The organism is Tsuneonella deserti (genome assembly GCF_014644315.1).
Taxonomy (GTDB): domain Bacteria; phylum Pseudomonadota; class Alphaproteobacteria; order Sphingomonadales; family Sphingomonadaceae; genus Tsuneonella; species Tsuneonella deserti.
This window is the reverse complement of the sequence record NZ_BMKL01000001.1, coordinates 981189-1006186: the sequence shown is the minus strand read 5'-3', so window position 1 is coordinate 1006186 and position 24998 is coordinate 981189. Positions and strand designations below refer to the sequence as shown.

The 24998-nt window shown below is 63.4% G+C and carries 22 protein-coding genes; 15 read left to right on the top strand and 7 right to left on the bottom strand.

Features of this window, described 5'->3' with window-relative positions; all coding sequences use genetic code 11:
- Window positions 1-272: 272 nt before the first annotated feature.
- The 4 genes from IEW58_RS04640 to IEW58_RS04625 all read left to right on the top strand — a co-directional run bounded on the left by IEW58_RS04640 (window position 273) and on the right by IEW58_RS04625 (window position 7308).
- Entirely contained in the window at window positions 273-2141 is a 1869-nt protein-coding gene (locus IEW58_RS04640) for a site-specific integrase (RefSeq protein ID WP_188644052.1), read from the top strand.
- A gap of 2051 nt (window positions 2142-4192) precedes the next feature.
- Window positions 4193-5167 carry a S1C family serine protease gene (locus tag IEW58_RS04635; RefSeq protein ID WP_188644051.1) on the top strand — a complete coding sequence of 325 codons (975 nt, stop codon included), beginning with the start codon at window positions 4193-4195 and terminating at the stop codon, window positions 5165-5167.
- Between the two features lie 76 nt (window positions 5168-5243).
- Window positions 5244-5921 (top strand): response regulator transcription factor, encoded by a 678-nt coding sequence (locus IEW58_RS04630; RefSeq protein WP_188644050.1) that lies wholly within the window; start codon window positions 5244-5246, stop codon window positions 5919-5921.
- Window positions 5893-7308 (top strand): sensor histidine kinase, encoded by a 1416-nt coding sequence (locus IEW58_RS04625; RefSeq protein ID WP_229658435.1) that lies wholly within the window; start codon window positions 5893-5895, stop codon window positions 7306-7308. Before IEW58_RS04630 ends, IEW58_RS04625 begins: the two co-directional genes overlap by 29 nt.
- Before the next feature lie 992 nt (window positions 7309-8300).
- Here the strand turns inward: IEW58_RS04625 and IEW58_RS04620 are convergent.
- A complete protein-coding gene (locus tag IEW58_RS04620) occupies window positions 8301-9239 on the bottom strand; it encodes a cation diffusion facilitator family transporter (protein ID WP_188644048.1) in 939 nt (312 codons plus the stop codon).
- On the opposite strand from IEW58_RS04620, the gene IEW58_RS04615 reads away from it, so the two are divergent.
- The 11 genes from IEW58_RS04615 (at window position 9136) to IEW58_RS04565 (ending at window position 18974) form a co-directional block, all read left to right on the top strand.
- Complete coding sequence (locus IEW58_RS04615; protein ID WP_188645843.1) at window positions 9136-9435, top strand: hypothetical protein; 300 nt, start codon at window positions 9136-9138, stop codon at window positions 9433-9435. The genes IEW58_RS04620 and IEW58_RS04615 overlap by 104 nt on opposite strands.
- A 176-nt stretch (window positions 9436-9611) precedes the next feature.
- Entirely contained in the window at window positions 9612-10316 is a 705-nt protein-coding gene (locus IEW58_RS13930; protein ID WP_188644047.1) for a DUF2254 family protein, read from the top strand.
- The gene (locus IEW58_RS13925; protein ID WP_188644046.1) at window positions 10306-11289 is read left to right on the top strand and encodes a DUF2254 family protein; all 984 of its coding nucleotides are present in this window, start codon (window positions 10306-10308) and stop codon (window positions 11287-11289) included. Before IEW58_RS13930 ends, IEW58_RS13925 begins: the two co-directional genes overlap by 11 nt.
- Complete coding sequence (locus IEW58_RS04600) at window positions 11238-11582, top strand: MarR family winged helix-turn-helix transcriptional regulator (RefSeq protein WP_229658434.1); 345 nt, start codon at window positions 11238-11240, stop codon at window positions 11580-11582. The genes IEW58_RS13925 and IEW58_RS04600 overlap by 52 nt, the downstream gene beginning before the upstream one ends.
- 118 nt (window positions 11583-11700) lie before the next feature.
- Window positions 11701-13524 carry a PQQ-dependent dehydrogenase, methanol/ethanol family gene (locus IEW58_RS04595; protein WP_229658433.1) on the top strand — a complete coding sequence of 608 codons (1824 nt, stop codon included), beginning with the start codon at window positions 11701-11703 and terminating at the stop codon, window positions 13522-13524.
- Window positions 13524-14099, top strand: coding sequence for a c-type cytochrome (locus IEW58_RS04590; RefSeq protein WP_229658432.1), 576 nt, complete (start codon window positions 13524-13526; stop codon window positions 14097-14099). Before IEW58_RS04595 ends, IEW58_RS04590 begins: the two co-directional genes overlap by 1 nt.
- Window positions 14100-14161: 62 nt before the next feature.
- Window positions 14162-15082, top strand: a complete 921-nt coding sequence (gene coxB / locus IEW58_RS04585) for a cytochrome c oxidase subunit II (RefSeq protein ID WP_188644044.1) — start codon at window positions 14162-14164, stop codon at window positions 15080-15082.
- Window positions 15079-17067, top strand: a complete 1989-nt coding sequence (ctaD, locus tag IEW58_RS04580) for a cytochrome c oxidase subunit I (protein ID WP_188644043.1) — start codon at window positions 15079-15081, stop codon at window positions 17065-17067. Before coxB ends, ctaD begins: the two co-directional genes overlap by 4 nt.
- Window positions 17060-17659, top strand: a complete 600-nt coding sequence (locus tag IEW58_RS04575; protein ID WP_188644042.1) for a cytochrome c oxidase subunit 3 — start codon at window positions 17060-17062, stop codon at window positions 17657-17659. Before ctaD ends, IEW58_RS04575 begins: the two co-directional genes overlap by 8 nt.
- On the top strand, window positions 17656-18090 hold the full coding sequence (locus IEW58_RS04570; RefSeq protein ID WP_188644041.1) for a hypothetical protein: 435 nt from the start codon (window positions 17656-17658) through the stop codon (window positions 18088-18090). Before IEW58_RS04575 ends, IEW58_RS04570 begins: the two co-directional genes overlap by 4 nt.
- Complete coding sequence (locus IEW58_RS04565; RefSeq protein ID WP_188644040.1) at window positions 18063-18974, top strand: cytochrome c oxidase assembly protein; 912 nt, start codon at window positions 18063-18065, stop codon at window positions 18972-18974. The genes IEW58_RS04570 and IEW58_RS04565 overlap by 28 nt, the downstream gene beginning before the upstream one ends.
- Here IEW58_RS04565 and IEW58_RS04560 read toward each other — a convergent pair.
- The 6 genes from IEW58_RS04560 to IEW58_RS04535 form a co-directional block, all read right to left on the bottom strand.
- Entirely contained in the window at window positions 18971-20734 is a 1764-nt protein-coding gene (locus tag IEW58_RS04560) for a chloride channel protein (RefSeq protein ID WP_229658431.1), read from the bottom strand. The genes IEW58_RS04565 and IEW58_RS04560 overlap by 4 nt on opposite strands.
- 146 nt (window positions 20735-20880) lie before the next feature.
- Entirely contained in the window at window positions 20881-21048 is a 168-nt protein-coding gene (locus tag IEW58_RS04555; protein ID WP_188645842.1) for a hypothetical protein, read from the bottom strand.
- A gap of 137 nt (window positions 21049-21185) precedes the next feature.
- A complete protein-coding gene (locus IEW58_RS04550) occupies window positions 21186-21659 on the bottom strand; it encodes a hypothetical protein (protein WP_188644039.1) in 474 nt (157 codons plus the stop codon).
- 487 nt (window positions 21660-22146) lie between these two features.
- Complete coding sequence (locus tag IEW58_RS04545; protein ID WP_188644038.1) at window positions 22147-22923, bottom strand: 3'-5' exonuclease family protein; 777 nt, start codon at window positions 22921-22923, stop codon at window positions 22147-22149.
- A gap of 162 nt (window positions 22924-23085) precedes the next feature.
- Window positions 23086-23772 (bottom strand): hypothetical protein, encoded by a 687-nt coding sequence (locus tag IEW58_RS04540; RefSeq protein ID WP_188644037.1) that lies wholly within the window; start codon window positions 23770-23772, stop codon window positions 23086-23088.
- Between the two features lie 85 nt (window positions 23773-23857).
- A complete protein-coding gene (locus IEW58_RS04535) occupies window positions 23858-24685 on the bottom strand; it encodes a ribonuclease H-like domain-containing protein (protein WP_188644036.1) in 828 nt (275 codons plus the stop codon).
- Window positions 24686-24998: the final 313 nt, after the last annotated feature.

Genomic DNA, 24998 nt, shown 5'->3' with positions numbered 1-24998 from the left:
ATTTTCGCCCTCATCGCCGCTAAGTGCCTGAATTCCGTCCCTTAGCGGCGGAGGCGAGTAATTGGTCGAGGATTTTTTCGGGCATTTGTGCCCCATTTTGTGCCCAAGATCGTGTCCAACATTGTGCTGCAGCGACCCGCGCTCGGGTGAGTGCTGTGGCCGCTGACCGATACCTCCGCGGCCGGACCTGGTGGTGGCGTTGGCGGGCGTCCCGCCGACCGCCAGAAAAATGTCCTATAATCCTTCGTATCAGCCTCAAGACGGGCTGCGCGGTGACCGCACAGCGCTACTCCGTCCAGCTCGAGGCGCGGATGGAAGAGGTGCGTGCGATGAGGCATTTTCAGGTAGGACACGATGGGCTCGGCCAGCTTTACAAAGCGATGGCAGAAAGGGCGCTCGATCGTATCCGCGGAGATCGACTTGGCCAGCCCTCCCCATTTCACGATCGCATCGACCTAGCGCACGCACGGATGTACGCCTTGTCACCGAAAAATGGTGAACCGCCGTCGCGTAGCTTGGCGGTGGAGGCAGGCCAGGCTGCCGGCTTCAGCGAACGCGAAATCCTCGATGTGATCGAGACGATCGAAGCTTATGGCGACCGGAGCTCGCTCATCAGCGATGGCCAGCTCGCCATACAACTGACGAATCTTGGCTACCCTGTTACCACCGACAATATTGCACGGGCCCGCGCAACCGCAGCCGCGGCCATGGCGGAGGCTTGCCTCGCAGCTGCGTCAGACAGCGGTGTACCAGTAAAGCTGGGCGTGCCGTCACCGCGAGCAATGGCTCTATTTGGATCCCAGAGCGCGCGATGGATCTGCGAAGCGATCGCCCCGGCCTCCCAGGACGAAAGCGGCACCCCAGTGCCTTTGAATGACGGTTGTCGCGACGGACCCTTCAGCCAGGTGGCAGAGATCGTCATCGAAAATAGGAAAAGGGAAGGCCTGTGGGACGACGATCGAGCAAGGGAAGTCAGCGCTAGCGTGAACCTATTAGTCGGTGCCAACGGCGACATCCCGTTCTCCTCGATCAAGCAGCAGCATTTGTTCGAATGCGTCAAATTGATGGGGCGGCTGCCAAAACGCTACAACCACTTCATGGTCAAGGGCCAGGGAGGGTTCGCTGCGGCTCTTGCATCCGTGGAGCCGCCGGACAAGGAAACCGAGGACCAGGAGCACGCGCGCCTTCGAAAAATCGGCCTCCACTCTGGCACCCGCAACAAGCATCTTTGCTGGTTGAAAGCTGTGATCGAGGGGGCCGCGACGGCTGGCTTCGCCAAGCACTCACTAGACTTCAAGGGACTACGGCATAACGCAAAGCAAACGAAGAAAACTGATAAGCGCAAGAAGAATGAGAAACGGCCCAACTGGACGGTGGAAGCGTTCGCGAAGCTAACTTCAGGGCCTGTTTACGAGGGATGCGCCGGGATCGACAACCGATTCAAACCTGGAGCTCACGTGATCCACGACGGCGTCTACTGGTCGCCACTGGTCAACTTGAACATTTGCGGGCGCCCTAGCGAGGGAGCCGGGCTCGAATCCGTCGACGTCTTTCCCGACGCTCCCGTTCCATACATCTACGTGCGCCCAAACCGCCTCCGTGGCCTCAAGGTTGATGAAGGGGAGCGGAAGGTCGCTGTTAGCCAGAAAGTTATCGAGCTCGGCTTCTTGGACTACGTTCGAGCAGTTCAAGCAGCTGGTCACGCCGCCCTATTTCCTGAATTCGTGCATCCGGATGGACTGCTGGATTTCGACTGGATGATGCGGAAGCGAGCCATCGACCCCGCTCGGAAATTTCACTTCCCGGGCGGAACCGGCTTGGAACTGCATGGCAAAGCTCCGGACGGCCATTCGCTGCGCGGAACCGGACGCACAGCTCTTCGGGACTTTGGTGTTGAGTTGCCGATGCGTAATTACATCTCCGGTCACGTCGATGGGACCGTCGGAGTGGAAGTATACGAGGCAGATCCTGATCTTGCACTAGTCAGAGATGCGATCGCCGGTCTGGATGCCTTCTTTGAACACCTACGCCCTATGCCGCTCAAAATGAGGCCTACCGAGCGGATGTGTTTCGGCAGCCCAAGGGGGCGGCCTCGCGCTGAGCCCGCGGAACGATCTGCACGCCTGAACGCGAATGTTTAGAAAGAGCGCATCGTCGTTGCGTGATCTGCGTTAGCGATGTTCTTCAGCTCCGCGCCCAATCTCGGCCATTCGAGTGGACGCGACTATTGCCCCGAAAGCGGCCGTTCGTTCAGCCTAGCGCAGATAGCAGCATTGCGCCCTCACCTCGCACGTTCGAGGTTTATCCTTGAACTCCTCAGATCATACATGCTTCTCCGTGAGATCACGGATCGATATCGATGCCTGAAATGGGGTGCAAAGCGGGCATGGGCCCGATGCCTAAAAGGCATGGGCCTCACGCCTAACACAAGTTCCGCGGACGCTGATTCCTGCCGCTAGCTATCAAAATCTGGTTTTCGAGATGACATCCCGTCGGCACGGCGACCACCCTTTGACTGGTGCTCAAAGATTCCGGCCGGTGGCTCGCGTGTACCCTTGATCACGGTGCCCGAAGGCCAGGTCCGGAGCAGTTCGTTCGGTCCGTTGCCGTCGCTTGCGCCGGGGGGAGCAAGACCCGCTCAAATCCCGGCGAACGCCTCCTTTCAAGAAGCGCAACGGTCCGGTACTCTTTCGGCGCAGCTTCCCCACCTGCAGAGAAATCTTGGCAAAGCTTCCGCCGCCTAAATCAGCGCCGCGGAGGCAAGTTCAGCGGGTGTGATGTGCCAGTCATGGTTCACATCGCGGCGATCGTGGTTGGGAGCGCAGGTTTCTACGTTGGCCGCGCCAGTGCACCGAAGGCTGCGGATGCCCATTCTCGTGCGATTGCGCGGCCAACGCCGGGTCCAAGCCCGTCAACCGATAGCGACCCCGTTCTCGGCAGAGCCGACATCATCGCCATGGTCGCTACTGCGACCGACGCGTTGGTGGCTGGAGCGCCAGTCCCAGGGAAAATTAGATCAGCAGTAGGGCGGCGTTTTGAGCTGAGCGTACCCTTCGGTTGCGCCGGTCCTGCGGAGCAGGGCAGCCTAGAGCTTCTGCGCTGGCGTTACGATGAGAGTGAAGAGACCCTGCGCCTTCATGTAGAACCCACTACGTGGTCCCTCGCCGGCTGGGGCCTGCCCGACACCGCAAAGCTCCAAGCTATCGAAGGCTATTGGATCGCCCGGCCTTGGTCATCAGGCAGCGACTGCCCGAGAGCCTCCAGCGCTGGGCGGTCGACCGGGATCGCACCCGTCACACTGGCGGGGCAAACCGTTGCGGTGGCGCAGTTCTTTACGGACGAAACCCGGCGGGAGGCGCTCCGCAGCGGTCGCGCGTTTGAATCGGTGCAGCGAATCCCCCGGAACGCGTTCAAGTCCCCAGTGGGATTTCGTTTCGTCCTGTCAGGGCGGATTGGTCGGGTTCCTGGAGCCGGCCCAGTGCGCTGCGTTCAACCAGGCGGCATCGAACAACGGCCGATTTGTGTTGTGGCCGTAAAGTTGGATGAGGTGAGAATAGAGAGCCCTGCCACTGGAGAGGTCGTCGCGAGTTGGCCGATCTCTGGCGGCTGACATTCGGCACCGCCATCGGGCGCATCCTGGATGGAGCCATCTTTGCGCTCTAGTCGTGAGAGAGGGTGTCCTTCTCCGGGTGGACGAAGTTGCCGACCAATTTGGCGCAACGGAGCGATTGACAGCGTTGCCGGGTTTACCTGGATCGCCGTGTCTCCCACAGTGGCTATTCGCTGGGCATTACTTTAAGGATGCGAGCGTTCCTTTCGTTTAGCCGAAGTACCCGAGCATCCCGTCCGCTCCTGTTGGGCATGTCGATGCATTCTATCCGCCACGGCATCATGAACGCGATTTAACGCTTGGCACAGGCTGGCCACAGTCGGCGTCGCTAACCGGAGGTCTGCAAACTCTCACAACAGGTGACAGACCGTGACATCCCATCGAAATATCTCCTTGCGACCCGGCATCGCTGCGCTGCTACTGGTCGGAGCGGGAGTGGCCGGCATAACCGGCGGCGCTGCGCTGGCCGACTCCATAGACCCGCCGGCAGCCCGCCAATTGATGGCGCCTGGTGCAGCGGCAGTGGCCGCAGCCGGTGCCCACGCCTCGCTGGCCGACATGGTCCAAGCCGTGGGACCCAGCGTGGTCCAGATTCAGGTCAAATCACAGGCGGGCGATCAGCAAGCCGGCGGCTTTGGCCCGGCTCCCGAACTCCAGGATCGGCTGGGCCAACTTTTCGGCTTTCAGTTTCCTCAGGGGATGCCTCAGGAGCAGGCTCCTACACGGGGCGCGCTCGGCTCGGGCTTCATCATCGATGCTTCGGGCCTGGTGCTAACCAACAATCATGTGGTCGAAGGTGCGACCGATGTGACCGTCCAACTCAGTGACGGGCGCGAACTGCCAGGCAAGGTGCTCGGACGCGATCCAAAGATCGACGTCGCGGTAGTTCAGATCGAGGGAGGCGGCCGTTTCCAGCCCATTCAATGGGGCGACAGCGACCATATTCGCGTGGGCGATAGTGTGTTCGCGATGGGCAGCCCATTCGGACTCGGTAACACAGTGACCTCGGGAATTCTGTCGGCACGCGGTCGCGACCTGGGGGCCGGACCCTATGACGACTTCCTGCAAGTCGATGCAGCGATCAATTCGGGCAACTCCGGCGGCCCGCTGTTCGATGCGCGTGGAAACGTCGTTGGCATTAACACCGCTATCCTTTCGCCGTCCGGCGGCAATGTTGGTATCGGCTTTGCAATACCCGCGCACATGGCGCGGCAGGTGGCACAGCAGATCGCCGAACACGGCAGTGTGCAGCGCGGCCGCATTGGCGTCTCGCTACAAACGCTTACGCCGGAAGTCGCGCAGGAAATGGGCGTCAAAGAAGGCAAAGGCGCGCTAATCGCCGGGGTTGAGCCGGGCGGGCCCGCCGCTTCGGCTGGCCTGGCTAGCGGCGACGTGGTGGAGAACTTCGCTGGGCAACCGATCGCGGACAGCCGCGATCTGGCGCGTGCGGTGGCTGCCGCCAAGGTGGGCGCGCACGTACCTGTCAAGGTTCTACGCGACGGCCGGCTGCTGTCGTTTGACCTACCCATCGGCACAGACCGGACCGCAAACTCGTAGGCCCGCATACTTCAGGGGAACCAGCAAGGAGTCCGGCGCGTCCAACCACCGTGGTTCTCAAGCTGATGAATGCGTCTTGAAACTCTTGCTGGTCGAGGATGATGCTCAGACTGCTGAGTACGTCCGGCGGGCGCTTGGCGAGCTCGGGCATCCTTGCGATTACGCGGAGTCCGGCATCGACGGGTTAACAGCCGCGCTCACGGGCAGCTATGATGCGATCATTCTCGACCGAAATCTGCCGGGACTCGACGGGCTGGCAGCGCTGACGGCACTGAGGGCGCAAGGTAACGCCACCCCTGTGCTGGTGCTCTCGGCACTAGGTCAGGTCGATGACCGCATTGCCGGCTTGCGGGCAGGAGGCGACGACTACCTCGCCAAGCCCTTTTCCTTTGGAGAGCTGATCGCGCGGCTCGAGGCAATAGTCCGGCGGAGAGGGGGTTTGCCCGACTCTCAAACTCAGCTCCTCGTAGGCTCGCTTAGGCTCGACCTGCTGAGCCGGACCGGCTCGCGCAATGGTCGGCAAATCGAGCTTCTCAACAAGGAGTTTCAGCTGCTCGAGTACTTGATGCGTCATGCGGGCCAGGTGGTCACCCGCACGATGATGACCGAGGCCATCTGGGACTACAGCTTCAACCCCGGCACCAACGTTATCGACGTTCACGTCAGTCGTCTGCGCAGCAAGATCGATGCGCTTGGCGAAACGCCGATGATCCGCACCATTCGCGGTGCCGGCTATCGTCTCGATGCGGTCTGAAACCGGCTCGCTTGCGCGCAGCGCCGCCTTGCGCGGCGCCTTGTGGATCACACTCATCGCGTTGATTACCACCGGCGCCGCGCTGACCCTGCAATACGTGGGGACTGCCCGGCTGATCGAAGCTCGCCAGCACGCTCTGGTGGACGACGAGGCAACGGCGCTGCTCGGACGGTACCGCGACGGCGGTGTCCTGGGGGTGGCAGGGGCGATCGAGCGCGCGCAGAAACTACCGCGCATCAACGAGTTCTTCTATCTCCTCGCCGATCCTGCCGGAACCCCGCTCGCAGGCAATCTTGTGGCTTGGCCAGCCAACGTCGAAGAGCCCGGGTATCATACCTTTACCACGGAGGTGGTCAGCACGGGCGGACAACCGCGTCAGCGGCGAGTGGAGGCACGAGCAGTCCTGCTCGAGGGCGGATTTCGCCTGCTGGTCGGCAGCCTGTCGGACGAGCAGTGGGTGCTGCGCGAACGCTATGTTTCGTCTATTCTCTGGTCGTTCCTGGCCACCGGCGTGCTGGGGTTGCTGCTGGGCTTCTGGTACAGCCGCCGGGGATTGGCGTTTCTTGCTGCCGCCACTGCGACTGGCGAGCGGTTCCTCGCCGGACGCCTTGAAGAGCGCCTGCCCGTTTCGGGAGTGGGAGATGAATACGACCGGCTTGCCGAGACGATCAATCGCAGTTTCGAAGAGGTGGAGCGCTTGGTGAGTTCCCTGCGCGCGGCGACAGACGGTCTCGCCCACGACCTCAAGACACCGCTCACCCGGATCAGGGCGCGCCTGGAACTAGCTCAGATCGAAAACGCCACAACGGGACGGTTGCGCGAGGTTGTCACGGAGAGCCGGCAGGATCTCGACGGAATGCTCCGCTTGATTGAGAAGGTCCTGACACTCGCGCGGGCCGAGGAGACAGGGGGCGCCAGCTTTGAGTGGGTTCGGTTGGACACAATCGTGGCGGAAGCGGTGGAACTTTTCGAGCCGGTGGCCGAGGACAAAGGCGTTCGCCTGCTCGCCCAGATTAACCCCGTTAGAATGATGGGTTCGCCGACGTTGCTCGCGCAAGCAGCGACGAACCTGCTCGACAACGCCATCAAGTACACCCCGGTGGGGGGCGAGGTGCGAATTAGTTTAGAGAGCGGTGAGGAATTCGCCCGGCTGACGGTGGCTGACACCGGACCCGGCATTCCTGCCGAGCTGCGCGAGAAAGCGTTGCTGCGGTTCGCACGCCTCGACGCGAGCCGCTCACAACCAGGCAGCGGGCTAGGGCTGAGTATCGTTAGCGCTGCCGCTCGCGTGCACCGTGGGATGTTGACGCTGTCCGCAGGTAACCCCGGGCTCGTCGTCGAGATATCGTTCAAGTCGGTCGCGGCCAAGGCGGCCTCCGTCGACTGATTTACGGCATCTCAATTGGGGTCCTTTCGTGGGAATGGGACCCTCGTTGCCTTCCGAACTCGCGGTCGCATGCTGGCATCAAGCCGTTCGATGCACCCGGCCGCGCTGGTCTTTGAGGGTACCATTACCGGGCGACACAGCTCACTCCTGCCCACATGTCCGTTATGCGGGCCCCAGCGGTGGTCCCGTCAAGAACGCCATGAAGGCCTCCGGCGCTGAACTCAGTGCCGAGCGACGTTTGAATCACGTCTGCGTCATACGCACTCTCCAGCTCGGCACGGGTGCTGCCCGGAGCTATCCCTGCCGCGGTCGCAATCTGTCCCTTTGGCCACCGCGCCAGACCCCACCCAACAAAGCGGTCATCCTGAAAAACCAGGCTCAATCCATTCGGCCAGCTTGCGACTTGGACTGGTCCTGCACCACAATCCCGGTTGGTGCCTTGGGTGGCGGGACCGAGCACTCTTTCCAGGGAAGCGAGCACCTCATTCTCCTGACGACCGAAGGGCACGGGGCGTGCGCTGCCGCTCGGCTGAAGGAACCATCGGAGCCCCTCCGGTTCTACGGCAAGGCGTGGACTGCTTTCAACCGTGGGTGTTGCAGGAGCAGCGCGGGCAGGTCCGGTCACGACCGTCGGCGCGGTCGCGGTAGCGGCCGCCGCGGCGGGTTGAGTAGCCGTTCCCTGGTCGGCGACGGGATCCACCGAACAGGCAGACACCACAGAAGTGATACCAATTGCGGCCACTTGGGCCCAGCGACGCATTAGCCTTAACCTTCGCATCAGCTTCTCCAATCTTTATGTGATCATATTCAAGCCTATAATACCGATAATGTGTACGCGTAGTTAGCGACTGGAAGTAATATTATCAACCTGACAGTCTGGCAGGTGCGGTCATTCGAAGATGCCAAGAGAGGGTTCGCGAGAAAATTCCAAGCTCTGGTCTTTAGTGGAAGCTACATTCTAATTCTTCCGGCAACGCACCAAGGGTGCTCGCCTATTCAACTAGGCCCCTGGCATCCCCGAACTTCGCTCCTGCATGTTCGTGCGGTCGAACATAGACCCGATAAATCGAAGGGAAGTCGGCCCGCAGAGATTGCTCGATCTCTGCCACGATGCGCTCGACATCGCTGGCACCGAGCCGGTTGTCGAAATCGACGTTGACCGCGGCAACGATCTGTTCGGGAGCGTTGTGCAGGGTCATGATTTCGCCGACGCCCACCACCCCTTCGCGGGAGACGTTCTGACGGATGCTGGCAATCAGGTTGGGATCCGCCGCCTCGCCGATCAAAAGTCCCTTGGCCTCGCGGGCGAGAAACATTGCCACCAATCCAAGCAGCAGTCCGATGATGATCGATGCCACGCCATCGAAGCGCGGATCGCCGGTAAGCCTGGACACGGCCAGGCCGAGCGCAGCAATAACGAGACCCGCCATGGCCGCCCCGTTTTCCAGAAGGACGATGACCGTCGTTGCGTCCTTGGTCGAGACCAGCGCGTCCCACCAGCTCTTGCCGCCGCGCTTCCGGTTGAACTCCTGAAACGCCGCCAGCGTCGAGCCGCCCTCCAGAATGAACGCCACGGCCAGCACACCATAGGCGATCCAGGGTGAGACCGCGGGTTCAGGGCTGAGGAAGTGGATGACGCCCTCGTACACGGACACGCCCGCGCCCATGGCAAACACCAGGAGCGCGACGATGAAGCTCCAGAAATAGAGCTCCCGGCCATAGCCACCCGGATGCTTGGCATCGGCCGGTTTGGCGGCCCGCTTGTGCCCGTACATCAGAAGCAACTGGTTGCTCGAATCCACGAGACTATGGACGCCTTCGGTCAGCATGGCCGACGAACCGGTGATGGCGGCAGCGACGAACTTCGCGACCGCTATGGCCAAGTTCGCCGCAAGCGCGATGATCAAAACCCTGCTGCTATCAGCTTTCATTCTTGGCCTTACCAATTGTCCGGGCTCGACGATCAGGGGGTCTGCGGGTGATGGTACCGCTCCCCTCCGATGGTGGGTCTGGTTGCTCGACGCACCGAGTGCCCCGCACTGGGTCCGTGGTCTTTGTCGCAACCAACGATCTCGCACCTCCGAACGCCTGATCGTCGATATTGCTCCACTGCCGTGCAAACTGTGACGCAGGCCAAAGCGTAGCCGCGTGTCATCCCCGCGTCCGCTGACGGTCCGCACGGCGGGCCATCTGACGGAAACTGTCAAGCGTGCGCTCGCGACGGTAGGCGTTGTCTGAGAGTAACCGCGCCTTCAAGAACGCCTGGCAAGGAACCGTCAGCAGGCTTCGCTGCTTCTCGTGACATGACCGATCAAGGAGCCGGCTCCATCGCCCACCGGGAAACGGGCGCCGACGCAAATATGACCCGGCCGAATGCAAGAGAACCCGCACGCTTGCATGCGCTACTTCTTGTGGTTCGACGAGCATTTGCGGAATTCCTCGCAATTCCAACCTTCGTGATTGCGGGCTTTCTAGGCCTTGCCGTTTTATCCATCTGGCTCGACCACCTGCGAGTTCAGTTGGGGTGGCCGTCGTTCGTGCCGGGGACGCATGAGTCGTTTCAGACGCTGCTTGGGACCATCGCCGCCAGCATCATAACCGTAACGTCGATCACATTTTCGTTATTGATCGTAGCGGTTCAACAAGGCGCAGCCTCGCTTACCAGCGAAGTATACGATCAGTTTCTCCGGCGGCGCGCTAACCAGATATACTTCGGATTCTTCGTCGGCCTGGCCCTCTACTGCCTGATCATCCTGGCAACCGTGCATCGGACTTATACGCCGGTGTGCGGATCGCTTGTAGCCTTCGTGTTCACGGTAGTGGCTCTCTATCTACTCATCCTGCTGATCTATTCGACAATCGATCAAATGCGCCCGGTCATGATCGTCGAGAACATCAGGCGGCATACCGAACGCGCGCGTCGTCCAATTGGAGTTTCTTCGAAAGACCTGGGTTGCACTGCCACCCGGCGCTGCATCGTCGGCGTCGGCCGGCATCGTGGCGCGTGAGTGCGGCTACCTCACTGCGATCGACGTGAGTGCGCTGTGCGATGCGGCCCGCACCCACCCTCGCGCCAACGCCATCGTTGTCCTCCGCTCGATCGGGGAATACGTAAGCGTGGGGGAGGAGCTGCTCGAGGTACACCTGGACTCAGGTGGCCTTGATGAGCGCGCGGCGGAGCTCCTCCTGCAGGCGCTGAAATTCGACCACCAGCGCGATCTCGACAGCGATGCGGGCTACGGCATCGAACAACTGACCACGATCGGCTGGACTTCGACGTCGACTGCGAAGTCAAACCCTCAGCCCGGCATGTTGGCCTGCTGGAATCTGAGGGACTTGATTGGGATCTGGTACGGACCTCTCGCGGTCGGCGTCGAGCGCTGCGACACCGGCTTTCCAGTCGTCTACCCCGACAGCGTGCCCACCGATCTGCTCCGCGCATTCGAATCGCTGGCGATCGTCGCATCGGAATCCATGCAGCATCAAACGATCGCGTCAGTCTACGGATCGCTGACCTTTGCCCTGCGATACGTCCCGCCAGAGCACGTCGCTCTGGTGGCTGATATCAGCCGGCGGTCTCTCTCCGCATTGGGGGAGCATGTCCTGACGAGGCCACTGGAGGACGCGCTATACGGGCTTGCCGACGCGCTCGAAGGTCGAGGGCAGTTGCTGTCGCAAGTGAAGTGCGAGCTGCCTGCGCTGAGCTGGCGAAGAGCCTCGGCAGACTTCGTTCGCGAGCATCGCGGTCGCCGTGACGAATGGCGGCTGGGTGAATGCCGGGGCTGGCAGCCGCCCATGTCCCGCCAAAAGTCGAACGCGCCTTTGTTTGCGAGAGCTCCGTGCTACTGCAGTGTCTTTCCTGGGGTGGCCCGATGGTCGATGAATTGCACCAAGACGAATACCGGACGCTGGCCGACATACGGTTCGAATTGCGCCGCTTTCTCAAGTTCAGCGAACGCGCGGCGCGAGAAGAAGGTCTGACAACGCGCCAGCACCAGGCGCTGCTGGCGATCTGCGCGGCGCTACCTGATGGGATGGTCATCCGCGAACTCGCTGAAAGAATGTTGCTCAAACCGCATACTGTCACTGAACTGGTCGACAGAATGGAGCAGGCGAAATTGGTGCAGCGACAGCAGGATGACGAGGACGCGCGACAAGTGCGAGTCGTACTGACCGATGCCGGTTCGGCCATGCTTGCCTCGCTATCGTCTGCGCATCGATCCGAACTGCGGCGGCTGCGCCCTCTGCTGACGGCACTACTGGCCAAGCTCTAGCTCTCGGCGAAAAGGGCGTTGATTGCCCCGCAGCCGCTCGCTAAACATTTACCTCGTATTACGAGGGAACTTATTACTCGCGTCCGGATTGGACGTGCGAGGGCTTAGAGGGACACCCATGGTGCGGCTTCGTATTGCATTGGCAATTGCAGGTCTCATGGGGCTTGCGGCCTGCCAGCCGAACGATACGGCATCACCGCCGACGCACAGTGCTTTCGCGCGCGGGACTCACGGTTCATTTAACCCCGCTCCCGGCGGAGCTCCCGGAGACTGGACCAGCCAGGCGCGCGATTACGCGAACTCGCGTTACAGCCCGCTCAACCAGATCAACACGTCCAATGTCGGACGTCTGCGCGCGGCCTGGACGTTTTCCGATGGCGCCCTCTACGGCCATGAGGGCGCTCCACTGGTCAGCGGCAACACGATGTACACCGTGTCTCCCTTTCCCAATCGAGCCTTCGCGCTCGACCTGACCAAGCCCGGCGCGCCGATAAAATGGGTTTACGATCCCGCGCCGTCGCCGATGGCGATCGGCAAGGCCTGCTGCGACCCGGTGCTGCGCGGCTGGGCAGTGGGCGACGGGAAGCTGGTGTACAACCTGCTGGATGCGCACGTCGTCGCCGTCGATCTCAAGAGCGGAAAGGAACTGTGGCGCACCAAGATGGCCGACGTCTCGCGCGGCACGACCATGACTATGGCGGCGTTCATCGTCGGTAACAAGGTCTTCGTCGGCAACTCGGGCGGCGAGATGGGCGTTGCGGGCTGGTTTGCCGCGCTCGACCTTGGGACCGGCAAGGAACTGTGGCGCGCGTACGCGACCGGTTCGGACAAGGACGTGAAGATCGGTCCCCGGTTCAAGCCGCTCTATCCGCAGTATGCGGGCAAGGATCTCGGGCTCAAGACCTGGCCCCCCGGGATGGCGCAGCACGGGGCCGGCTCTTCGTGGGGGTTCGTCTCCTACGACCCGGAGCTCAATCTCGTATATTATGGGACGTCCAACCCCGGACCGCGGGTGCCGAGCCAGCGTCCCGGCGACAACCTGTGGACCTCCGCCGTGTTCGCCCGCGACGCCGATACCGGCGAGGCCGTCTGGGCCTATCAGTTCACTCCGCACGACCAGTGGGATTACGACGGCGTCAACGAGATGATGCTGCTCGATCTGCCGATCAACGGCAAGCTGCGCCACACGCTGGTCCACTTCGATCGCAACACGTATGCCTACGTTCTCGACCGGGCGACGGGCGAAGTTCTCAAGGCCGATACTTTCGCTCCGCAGAACTGGTCCACCGGCTTCGACTGGAAGACCAAGCGGCCCATCATCAACCCCGCCAAAATTCCCAAGGTCGGGGAAGAGGTGAAGAACATCTGCCCGCCCGATATCGGGCAGAAAGACTGGGAGCCGCCGTCCTATTCGCCGCGCACCGGGCTGATCTACGCGGGCATCTTCAACATCTGCATGGACCTGACCAACCACAAGGTGAGCTACATCGCGGGCACGCCATATGACGGCATGGAGATGTATCGCCACTCGGTCGATGGCAAGGGCGGCGACTGGGGCGCGTTGATCGCGTGGGATCCGGTCGCGGGCAAACGTGCGTGGTCGATCCCCGAGAAGTTCATGGTGATGTCGGGTACGATCGCCACAGCCGGCGACCTGGTGTTCTACGGCACCACGGATGGCTGGTTCAAGGCGGTCGATGCCCGCAACGGCAAGCTGCTGTGGCGCCAGAAGCTCTCCTCCGGCGTGATCGGGCAGCCGATCACCTACCTTGGCCCCGACGGCAGGCAGTACGTCGCGGTGGCGAGCGGGGTCGGCGGCGCTGCGATGGTGCAATCCGCACTGCCCGGTTTTCCCGCGCGAGGATCGACCTTGTATGTCTTCTCGGTCGACGGGCTCGACGTGAACGGAGGCAAGCCCACCGCCCGCCGGGGGGGCCCGTAGTGCGCGCGCCGGCCATCGTCGCGATCGCGCTGACGGCCGCCGTGATCGGCGCGAGCACCACCGGCTGGATCCTGAGTTCGGACGACCACGCGCGCAATGGCGTGATCCCGACCAACATGGGCTATCGCGGCCCGGCTGCGGTGCCGCTCGGCGATGTCGCCGGCGCCGCGAGCTTCGGCGCCGCGATCAGCATGCCCAATCCTCTCGGCGACGACCCGATGGCGGTAGAATCCGGCAAGAAGCTGTTCCGCGCCATGAACTGCGCGGGCTGCCACGGCTACAGCGGGGGCGGAGGCATGGGCCCGGCGCTCAACGATCACTATTGGCGCTACGGCGGCGCACCCGCGCAGATATACAAGTCGATCTACGAGGGCAGGCCGCAAGGCATGCCGGCATGGGGCCGAGCGCTTCCGGCGGACCAACTGTGGCGGCTGACCGCGTATGTGAGCTCGCTCGGGGGAGGCGTGCCGCCCGAGCAGGCCGAAGCGGCGCTGCACGGCGACACGGCCGGCCGGACCGTCCGGAAGGCGCAGGACAACGCCGCAGAGGGCGGAAACGGGCTTGAGGGGCAGTGAGGCGCTGCGGCTCCGTGCTGGCGCTGGCGCTGAGCGGCTGCGCGGCCCAGCCTTTAGGGTACATGACCGGGACCGGCGGACACGCGGCGGACCGGCTCCGCGAGATCGGCTGGGGTCTTTCGGCCGTGTCGGTCATCGTCGTCGTTCTGATTGCGGGGCTGATCGGGCTGGCGATCGCTCGCGGACGGCGGCGGCTCGCGGCCGAGGGTGACGGGGTCGGACGCGATTTTGGCGGCCTTTCCTGGATATACTGGGGCGTCGGCCTCTCGTTCCCGGTCCTCATCGCACTCGCCGTGTGGACCTTCATCGTAACCCGCGCGGTCGCCAACCCGCCCAGTCCGACGGCTCTCACCGTGGAAATCACCGCGCACCGGTGGTGGTGGGAAATCCGCTACCGCGGGGAGCGGGCAGCCGACGAGATTGTCACCGCCAACCACCTCGTTCTCCCGGTCGGCATTCCCGTGCGCCTGCTCCTGACCTCCGACGACGTGATCCACGATTTCTGGGTGCCGAAGCTAGGCCCCAAGATGGACATGATCCCCGGCAAGAGCAACGCCACCTGGCTCGAGGCCGATCGCCCGGGCCTCTACCGCGGCCAGTGCGCCGAATATTGCGGACTGGAACACGCGCGCATGGCGTTTACCGTGACCGCCGTGCCGGTGAACGATTTCCGGCGCTGGCGGCGCGAGCAACTTCAGCCTCAGGTTCCCCGGGTCGGTCGGGGAGCGGCGGTGTTTACCAGCGCGTGCTCAGCCTGCCACACGGTGCGGGGAACCGGGGCGGCGGGCATTCTCGGTCCCGACCTGACTCACTTCGCCAGCAGACCCACAATCGCTGCGGGGGTCCTGCCGAACACCGTGTCCGGGCGACTGGAATGGCTCGGCGATACCCAGGGCGTGAAGCCCGGGGCCGCGATGCCGCAGGTGCCGCTCGACGAGGCCGACCGCGGCGCCGTCGCACAATATATCGGGAGCTTGCGATGAGCGCGATCGCGGACGCTGCCCCGGGTCAAGGCGGCCGCTGGACGGGCCCGCTCGACCCCAAGCCACCTGCGTCTCCCAACCCGGCCGAAGTCGCCGAGCGGCTCGAGAATATCTGGGGCGACGCACCGGGGCTGCGCGGCTGGTTCGGAACGGTCGATCACAAGACGATCGGCGTCCGCTACATGATAACCTCGTTCGTGTTCCTGATCCTTGGCGGCCTCGAGGCGCTGGTGATGCGCATCCAGCTCGCTCAGCCCAATGCGACCACGCTTTCGCCCGAACAGTACAACCAGCTGTTCTCGCTCCACGGCGTGACGATGATCTTCCTCTACGCGATGCCGGTACTGTCGGGCTTCTCGAATTACTTGTGGCCGCTGATGCTGGGCAGCCGCGACATGGCGTTCCCGCGACTGAACGCGCTGAGCTACTGGCTGTTTCTGGCCGCCGGCATCTTCCTCTACGCGAGCTTTCCGCTGGGCGCGGCGCCCGATGGCGGCTGGTTCGGCTATGTCCCCAACACCGCCAGAGAGTACTCTCCGGGGCCGAATATCGACGTCTATTGCCTCGGACTGATCTTCCTCGGCATCTCAACGACGGTCGGGGCGGCCAACTTCGTCGTGACGCTGTTGCGGATGCGGGCGCCGGGGATGTCGGTCAACCGTCTCCCGATCATCATCTGGGGCACGCTCACCGCCAGTGTCGCGAACCTCTTTGCGGTGCCCGCTGTCAGCCTGGCCTGCCTGATGCTGTGGCTCGACCGGAACCATGGCACGCATTTCTACGACATCGCGGGCGGCGGCCAGCCGCTGCTGTGGCAGCACCTGTTCTGGCTGTTCGGCCATCCGTGGGTCTACGCCATCGTCCTGCCCGCGATGGGCATGGTGTCCGATGCGCTGCCCGTCCATTGCCGGCGCCCATTGGTGGGATACACGCTGGTGGCGACCGCCACCGTCGCGACGATGGTCGTGGGCTTCGGGGTGTGGCTCCACCACATGTTCGCGACCGGCCTTCCCGTGCTGGCCCTGAGCTTCTTTTCGGCCGCCAGCTTCGTCATCGCCATCCCTTCGGCGGTGTCGGTGTTCTCGTGGATAGCCACCATTTACACCGGCCGCGTCCGGCTGACGGTACCGTTCCTGTTCTTCACCAGCGTCATCCTGCTGTTCGTCATCGGCGGGGTTTCCGGCGTGATGACCGCGAGCCTCGCGTTCGACTGGCAGCTGACCGACACCTATTTCATCGTCGCCCACCTCCATTACGTTCTGATCGGCATCAACCTGTTCGCCGTGGTGGGCGCGATCTACCACTGGCTGCCCAAGATGAGCGGGCGGATGATGGACGAGCGGCTGGGCCGGTGGGTGTTCGGCTTCATGTTCATCGGCTTCAACCTGGCCTTTTTGCCGATGCACTGGCTGGGCCTGATCGGCATGCCTCGCCGCGTGTGGACTTATGGCGCCGACATGGGATTTTCGGCCACCAACCTCGTCGTATCGATCGGCGCGTTCGTGTTTGCGACCGGGATCCTCCTGTTCCTGGTCAATATCGCCACGGCGCTGCGCTCCGGGCGGCCGGCGGGGCCAGACCCATGGGGCGGGCCGACGCTGGAATGGGCGATCCCGTCGCCCCCGCCGGTCTATAATTTCGCGATCATCCCGCTCGTGGCCACACGCCACCCGCTGTGGGAGGATCAGCTCGACGAAGGATCCGAGCGCAGCCAGCTCGCAAGCGGGTTCCTGCTCGACAATGGCAAGGAGACGCTCGGCGTCACCCCGCTCGACGGAGAGCCCGACGTCATTCTGAAGATGCCCGGCGACAGTCTGCTGCCGTTCGCATTCTCCGTAGCTGCGCTGGTGCTGTTCGGCGGCCTGCTCGTGGGAAGCGCCTGGATTGCCGTGATCGGCGGCGCGGCGGCTATCATCGCGCTGGTCGTGTGGTTCCGGCCGCATCCGACGCCGGAAGCGTGCGAGAAGGTGCGTATCTATGACTGAGGCTCGCACGCTCGACCAGACGCTTCCCGTGCACGGCCGGGGCCAGGTCGGCACGGCCTGGTGGGGAATGCTGTGCCTGTTCGCCACTGAAGGCATCCTGTTCGGCTACCTGATTTTTTCCTACGCCTATCTCGGCAGCCAGGGATATTCGGACTGGCCGCCTTCGGGCCCTCCGGCGCTGCGCCTGGCGATTCCCGCGACCATCCTGCTGGTCGGATCGAGCTTCGTGCTCGAATGGGCCAGGCGCAACGCGAACCGGGGCAATGCCGGGCGCGGCCGGATCGGCCTTGGAATAACGATCGCGATGGGCGCGGGGTTCATGGCGTTGAGCCTCAAGGAGTGGGCCGACAAGCCGTTCGCGCTTGCCGACTCCAGCTACAGTTCGATCTACTTCTTGTTGACCGGCACTCACCTGGCGCACGTCGCACTGGGCCTCGCCGCGTTGATCGTCCTGTTCGCGTGGAGCATCGCCGGTAGAGTCGGCGGCGGTCATGAACAACACCGGGCTCTCGCGACCCTGTACTGGCATTTCGTCGATGTCGTCTGGCTGTTCGTCTTCTTGACGATCTACGTCTCGCCGAGAATGGTATGACGGCGCTCCACCCGCTCGCGACCGCGGTTGAACATCCCTCGCCTGCCAAGGGCGGGCTACCCGCGTGGCGGCTCGTGGCCGGGCTCGCGCTCGCACCCGCGGCCTTCTCCGTGCAAGTTGTTGCCAGCTACGTGGTCGCCGCGCTGGGTTGCGGCGACGAAGGTGCGCCGCGCGTGCTCCTCATAATCGTCAACCTGATCGCCGTCGCGGCCACGTTCGGCGGTGCCGGGGTCGCGATCGCCAACTTCCGTGCGACCCGCGATGAAAAGGAGGGCGGTCACAGCCGCCTGCAGGAAGTGGGCGAGGGACGCACCCGCTTCCTCGCCTATTTCGGAGTGTGCGCCAGCCTGCTGTTCGGGCTGGCGGTGCTGGTGCAGTTGACCTCGATCTTCACGCTGTCGCAATGTCTCGGTTTCGCATCCTCAAACTGAGCCCGGCGGCAACGCTTGCCGTCGCGCCCGTGGCCGCATGGGCGCACGGCGGAGAGCACGCTGACAGAACGGGCTGGCAGGCCGAACCGCTTGCTCTGGGCTTGCTTGCGCTTTCGATGAGCTTGTGGACGCTGGGCTATCTGCGCATGTCCCGGCCGGCCCGCGCAGCCATCGCGCCTTTTCCTCGATCGTTTGCGTACTGGACTGCGGTCGTCACGCTCGTCCTGGCACTCTTCTCGCCGCTCGACGCGCGCGCCGACGTGAGCTTCGCCTGGCACATGGCGCAGCATCTCCTGCTGATGCTGGTCGCGGCGCCGTTGCTGGCGGTCTCGAACATCCACCTGATCGCGCTGTTCGCCGTGCCGCTGGGCCCGCGCCGCCGCATCGGCCGGGCGGTCAACGCGGTGCCGGGGGTGAGAAGCGGGGCATCGAGCCGCCTTGCTCCCTACCTTGCCGCACTTGCCGTCATGCTTGGCCTGTGGCTGTGGCACGCGCCGGGGATGTACGACCGGGCGCTCGCGGCGCCGGCGCTGCACACCGCCGAGCATCTGACGTTCCTGTTCACCAGCGCGGTCTTCTGGCGGATGGTCTCGACGGCGGGCAATCGCCGCCTCGATCGCGCCAGCGTGATCCTGCTGGTCACATTGATCGGCCTGCAGGGGAACCTCATGGCAGCGCTCATCACTCTGGCGCCTCATCCGATCTACGCTCACTACGCTGAGCGCGGCCTGGCGGATCAGCAACTGGCCGGTCTCATGATGTGGGTGCCGGCCGGGATCGCCTATCTCGCCAGCACCGTATGGGCCATTCTTCGCCTCGTTCAGCCACGCGGGGATCGCGCGAACCACGAGGTGGTACCAAGGACGCCGCTGCACCGGACCTAGCGACTGCGCTCCATTTCGCCGCGCAAAACCGCCGCCCGCGACCGGAGGAGGTCCTGGCGTGAAATGATCCCGACCAGCACGCCGGTGTCCGCGGCCACTACGCAAATGCGCCCCGTCTCTTCGGTGATCATCAGGTTCGCGACGGCGTCAGCGGGCGTGCCCGGCGTGACTATCGGGAGCGACCGATCGGACAGCTGATCGCCGATGGTGGTATCGTCGTCCCCGTGCTGTTGCCAGCGCAGCGCATCACGGCGCGAGACGAGACCGATCGGACGGTTGCCGGCGTCGACAACGGGATAGCTGCGATGCCGGGCGGACGATTCGAAATACCGCACCGCTTCGGTGATCGTCAGGCCGTCCGACAGCGTCTCTGGGTCGCGAGTCATAAGGTCGCCGGCCATGCCGAGCGCGAGTGGATCGACGGAGAACTCCTGGCTGATATGCCGCCCGCGGCGGGAAATCTTTTCGGTTAGGATCGACCGCTTCAACAGCAGCACCGCAACCGCGAAGGCCGCGCCAGAGGCCGCGACCGTCATCGGCAGGGCGGCAAAGTGGTCGGTCAGTTCGGCCGCGAATACGGCCGAGGTCAACGGCGCGCGCATCGCGGCGCTCATCACGCCCGCCATCCCGATCATCGCCCAAGGGCCGCTGCCGCCGGGGAGCCAGTGCCCGGCCACACCGCCCAGCGCACCGCCGATGATGAGCAGTGGCGCCAGGACGCCTCCCGAAGTGCCAGATCCCAGCGCGACTAGCCAGACCGCGCCCTTGGCCGTCAGCAGGAGCAGCATGGCCCCGACCAGCAGGCGGCCGTCGAGCAGGTCCTGGATGCTGGCATAGCCCGCGCCGAGCACCCTTGGCTCCAGCAGCCCACCCAGTCCAACGACCACCGCGCCCAGCGCGGGCCACCACATCCAGTGGATCGGCAACCGGTGAAAGCCGTCTTCCACCCGGTAAAGCGCGCTCGACAGCGAGATGGCGAGGATTCCGCTGACGCAGCCCAGGCCTGCGGCGAGCAAGAGTGCGATGGCTCCGCCGGGAAGAGCGCCGTCGAATGGGAACAGCGCTCCTTGGCCCACCAGCAACGGCCGCCATGCAAACGCGACAAGTGCACTCACGATAAGGGGCACGAAGCTGCGCGGCTTCCATTCGAACAGCATGACTTCGATCGCGAGGAGGATCGCCGCGACGGGCGTTCCGAAAATCGCGGTCATCCCGGCCGCCGCGCCGGCCACCAGCAGCGTCTTGCGCTCAGCCGCAGTCAGCCGAAAGCGTTGAGCAAACAGGGAGCCGATCGCCCCGCCGGTCATGATAATGGGCCCTTCGGCGCCGAAAGGCCCGCCCGAGCCGATGGAGATCGCCGAGGAGAGTGGCTTGAGGATCGCGACGCGAGGCGACAGCTTGCTCTCCCCATAGAGGATCGCCTCGATCGCTTCGGGAATGCCATGTCCGCGGATCTTGTCCGAACCGTAGCGCGCCATCAGTCCGACGATGAGGCTGCCTACGACCGGAACGACGAGCACCAGCGGTCCACTGGCGGCATCGATGATCTCCGCCGGCTGCGCCGAAAGTCGCTGAAACCAGAACAGGTTGATCACCAGCGCAATCAGATGAAGCAATATCCAGGCAGCAAGTGCACCCCCGGTCCCGGTGACGACCGCCATCGCTGCAAGGACCAGCATACGCTTGTCGGCACTGTGATCGGCAAGACGGGGCCGATGCGCCGCGATCCGCGTCGATCGCACGCTGGTGATGTCGGTCATTTCGGGCCCTTCTGTCTGGGCGTCCTATTATGTCGCATTGCGATATATGGCAATGCGTGGGGCGAAACCGAGCGGATCAGTGCGAATGGCTGTAATGAGCGTGGCGCCGGATATAAGCGGAATGTCGCCTTCCGGCCCAGAAGCAGTCAGGCAGCTACACGCCCAATGCCAGACGAGTTTTCGCCCTGGATGAGCATGTTCGCCGGATCGCCGTCGCCGCCATCGAGAGCGGGCACCGCCTCGAGCATCCGATATGGCACCCGCGCCGCCGCCACCACGTCCTCGCCGCGGGTCATCCAGTCGAGTATCGGCACCTATGCTCCCCTTGTTGTACCCACGGCTACCCCGGATGGAGCAACGATTCCAGCGCACGTCCTTGATGCTCCACACCCCTAGCCCGGCCTAGGCGCGTGTGGCGCACAGCTAGAAGCAGGGTCGTGTCGCTACACGGTCAGAGGAACTGTAGGCCCTCCCGTGCGGCGAGCTTAAACGCGTTGCGCTTGAGCCTCCGCCTCAAGCTGGCCAATTCCGTTGTGTCTAACTCGAGCTCCTTCTCAATGCGCGTCCCCCGCATGTTCATGCCGATCGCATCGACCAGCTTGACCATGAGCGGGTCGCCTCCGTGAAGCTCGCCGAGCAAGCTTTCGAAGTAATTGCGTTCCTGATCGCGCTGGATCTCTCTGACCGGATCTAGGATCGAGCGACACGAGGGCACCTGCTCGCTCACATACTGTAGCGGAACGGCGACGCCGTATTCCGCCGCTCGGCGGCGTGCTTTGGCGATACCGCTTACGATGCTGCGCATGAGCATGGTCAGATAGGGGACGAGGTCGATGTCCGGGCGGGCTGCACCTGGCTTAGCCGCGCGACAAATCGCTATGTGCAGCAGCTCGGCGGCATCGATACCGCACTTGGCGGCGAGCATTCGCGCGTTCTGTCGAACCGGCGCGCCGGGGCTTAGGTCAAGCTTGCAGAGCCTCCGTCGAAAGGTCTGCACGTCGATCTGCGTGCGCGCCGATGCCCTCTCCTCCTGAACATACGTCCGGGAGGCTGAATTCGGACACGCTGTCCGAATTTGGCGCCCACGTTGTAGTTCAGGATGGTTGGTCGATGTTGGTGGAGTGCTGCGCATGGTGGTCTCCGCCGGAGCGCGCGATCATGCTGGATCGGCCCCAGGCCGGACCCGAGAATAAGCACATGACCTCGCCCCCAGATGTCGAGTCATGGCTGGGCCATGTCGACGATGGAGCACTTCACGGAGACGGTCATGCGGCCAGCGATCTGGACGTGTGAAGCGCGATAAGCCCGATTTATGAGTGGCTTGGTCCACTTGCAACACATCGCAAAGAACGCGCCGCCGGCACAGCAGCGTGGAGGCGCGGGGCTGGCCATTTAGCCAGCCCCGCGGCCCTTTATGCCACCCGCGCCATCCAGGTGTTCAACTCCTGGTTGATCTCGCGCCGGAGCCGATCCGCGACGTTGCCGAGGAGCTCAGCGTAGCGCGCGCGGCCGCGCAGCGGACGTACATACCGGATAATGCCAAGTTGGGCGGCCTTGGCGCTGAGGATCTCGCCCTGCACCCCGAGATAGGATGCCAGGATGAAGCCCGTGCTGATGATGTCGACTTCCGACAGCGCCTCAATTGCCCGGAAGTTACCGCGCGAGAACAGTTGCGGGACGCTGCCGGCGTGGCCTGCAAGCTTGCAAGGCACTCTCAGCCTGGTGGCCACTTCCGACATGTGCGCGTAGTCCCCTTCCCCGCCCTTCATCGCGATCGCGAGGTCGAGGTGAACATGGCGGCTGCGGTCGCTGTAGCGCAACTGCAGCGGCAGCTTCAGACCGTGTTCCATCGCAGCGACGCGCAGAACCGGCACATCCGTGGCTACTCCTCCGTAAGTGCACAGCTTATGCCGGGGCCGCTCCGCGAGGAAGGCGAACAACTGCACCAAAAGGCGATCCTCGCTCGCGCCGCTGAAACTTTTGAAGGCTGTAACGGTCAGCTCGCTTCCCTGCACCTCCAGGGCCATTACGCTAGCCGAGACCACCCGCTTCATCGGCCAGCGGCAGCGGGCAGGATCGGGATCGGCCCGGCGGTATCGCTCGTAGAGCGGCAGATCCTTGAGAAACTCGCAGTCGAGGACGACGAAGTGGGTCGCGCCCGAGTGATTGTCGTTGTTAGGCTTAAACATCTAGTATTCTCCATATGATGAAGGCCCGCACAATGGCGGGCCCTCTTGTTGGTCGGTCGAGATGCGGCTCGCCGGGCTCTCTATTTTTCCTTTCCTACCTCATCTCACATCGCGTTGCCGTTGAACGGCTTGCTTCGTTTAGTCTGTCCGGGGCTTCGCTCCTCACCGGCTCACCACCAAAGTCGGAGAGGGCGGGAACACCGGCACTTGGGACCGCCGCCACCGCTGCCAGGCGGCAATAATCTGAGGCCCGAGTTCTTCAGGTAGGTAGGTTTCGCCGAGAGCGAGAAGGCACGCTCCGGCGTTGTCGGCGAGCTCAACCGCGAGCGGATCGTTACCCTCTCTGGCGTGGCTGCGATCGATCGCCTCGTCGCCGACGACCCGCGCTTCGCAGTATGGGGCGATGTCCCCGCTCAGTTCCAGGTCGTGCTCGACGGACAGGTTGTGCACTGTCCTCCGAGTGTCGTCGTTCCAGCCAACATCGAGGGGCACATGTGCCTCGAGCATTCGCTTCAGCTTGGATAGCAGGGCGATTGCTGGAGTGGGCTGATCGGCACCGATCGGCAGGCGACCGAGCCGACTGATGGTATCGTGGAGATCGTAGCCGGCCAGTACGGCCTCCTCGTCAATCGCCTCGGCGAGGTAGCGAACGAGAGCGGCATTCTCGGCATGGCGATGACCGACCCTCACTTCGCCGGTCAGTTCGACGGTGTGGTGCCGGGGCTGAATGGTCAGCAGACAAAACCCGTTAAGCCAGGCGTAGCGGTCGCCGGGGTCGTCAGTAGCGGGGCAGGCGGTGATGAGCAGCTGGATGGGCGGCAGATCCGCCGGGATGTCGTTGTTAGTCATGCTAGTGTTCCTTTGATTTGCACGAGACGCGCGACGTCGCGCCGCAGCTGAGAGCTGCGACGGACGGGCGCGCCACGTGTTGGGTTTAGTAGTGAGTGAGCTCGCCGAAGCTGTCGTCTACCGCCCGCTTGTCACGCAGGTCGGCGTCAAGCTGGGCATTCTCCAAGCTCGCATCGAGCTGCCCCAGCAATGAAAATTGCTGCAACGCCTGCGGGTCGCGGACCTCCGCATAGGGGGCGAGGTGGTCGAGATATTGCTCCTCCGCCCACCGCGCGAACTGCCAGGTGAGCGAGGCGTGGTAGCCTGGATCGCCGGTCTCCATCGCGCGCTGGTACGCATAGGCAAGCAGTGTCGCGCAAACGTCGGTTTCGCAGTATCTCTCGATCGCCTCGAGGTCTCCGCGATCGTAAAGCGCTCCGACTTCGCTGCCGTGGGCTTCCTGTTTCACCGGGATGCCGAGCGCTCCGCACAAGCCCGACAACGAGGCTCCACGAGCCGCGCCATAGCCGGAGATTACGTCTGCCAAATCATAATGCCGCGCGCTCAAGTAGCGCGGTTCAGTCGCTGCTGCGGTTAACGAAGGCAGCGACATCAGGCGGCACTTCTGTGCAGTAAGCATTAAAACTCTGAGGTCGAACGACCGGCCGGCGAACGATATGCACGCGCGGCCACGTAGCAGGTCATCGACGCGGCAAAGCGCCTCTTCTGGGTCCGAAAAACGGACAGTTTCCAGATCGAATGCCCACTCGCCGTGGGAGTCTCTCACCGCGGTGAGTAGGCTGGCCACGACCGGGGTGTGCAGGCACCACGGAGGGAAGCTATTGTCATCCATCTCTTCGCCGCAAATCGTCTCGATATCGAGAACGCAGAGGCTGTTTTCGTTGAATACTGCTCGTGGTCGATGAAAGCTCATCGGACTTCTCCTTGGGTTCGAAGCCCGGGCGGAGCGTCGGCGACTGCCAACATTTTCCAACTCCCTACCGGGCTCTCGCATCGCGCGATCCCAAAGCCTTTTGAAGAACAACAAGGGCTCCGCCCGCCAAAGGGCTATCAAGCCCGCTCCAGGCAACGCCTGCACCCGGCAGCGCCGGCTCCCTGAAGCGAAGCGCAAGGAAGCAACAAAGTCATATGCAGTGGTCTGCATATGACTTTGAGGTATTGCGCCTAAAACACGAGTGCGAATGAGGACCCAGTTCGTCGTTCGTCCGATGTTTCAAGGGGAAAAC

Excerpts from the sequence above, each read along its gene's own strand:
- IEW58_RS04540 (WP_188644037.1), bottom strand. The coding sequence starts at position 23,772 with ATGACTAACAACGACATCCCGGCGGATCTGCCGCCCATCCAGCTGCTC.
- IEW58_RS04535 (WP_188644036.1), bottom strand. The coding sequence starts at position 24,685 with ATGAGCTTTCATCGACCACGAGCAGTATTCAACGAAAACAGCCTCTGC.
- coxB (WP_188644044.1), top strand. The coding sequence starts at position 14,162 with ATGACCGGGACCGGCGGACACGCGGCGGACCGGCTCCGCGAGATCGGC.
- IEW58_RS04560 (WP_229658431.1), bottom strand. The coding sequence starts at position 20,734 with ATGACCGACATCACCAGCGTGCGATCGACGCGGATCGCGGCGCATCGG.
- ctaD (WP_188644043.1), top strand. The coding sequence starts at position 15,079 with ATGAGCGCGATCGCGGACGCTGCCCCGGGTCAAGGCGGCCGCTGGACG.
- IEW58_RS04565 (WP_188644040.1), top strand. The coding sequence starts at position 18,063 with ATGTCTCGGTTTCGCATCCTCAAACTGAGCCCGGCGGCAACGCTTGCC.
- IEW58_RS04570 (WP_188644041.1), top strand. The coding sequence starts at position 17,656 with ATGACGGCGCTCCACCCGCTCGCGACCGCGGTTGAACATCCCTCGCCT.
- IEW58_RS13930 (WP_188644047.1), top strand. The coding sequence starts at position 9,612 with ATGACCGATCAAGGAGCCGGCTCCATCGCCCACCGGGAAACGGGCGCC.
- IEW58_RS04620 (WP_188644048.1), bottom strand. The coding sequence starts at position 9,239 with ATGAAAGCTGATAGCAGCAGGGTTTTGATCATCGCGCTTGCGGCGAAC.
- IEW58_RS04615 (WP_188645843.1), top strand. The coding sequence starts at position 9,136 with ATGGCCGACGAACCGGTGATGGCGGCAGCGACGAACTTCGCGACCGCT.
- IEW58_RS04545 (WP_188644038.1), bottom strand. The coding sequence starts at position 22,923 with ATGTTTAAGCCTAACAACGACAATCACTCGGGCGCGACCCACTTCGTC.
- IEW58_RS04595 (WP_229658433.1), top strand. The coding sequence starts at position 11,701 with ATGGTGCGGCTTCGTATTGCATTGGCAATTGCAGGTCTCATGGGGCTT.
- IEW58_RS04575 (WP_188644042.1), top strand. The coding sequence starts at position 17,060 with ATGACTGAGGCTCGCACGCTCGACCAGACGCTTCCCGTGCACGGCCGG.
- IEW58_RS04550 (WP_188644039.1), bottom strand. The coding sequence starts at position 21,659 with ATGCTCGCCGCCAAGTGCGGTATCGATGCCGCCGAGCTGCTGCACATA.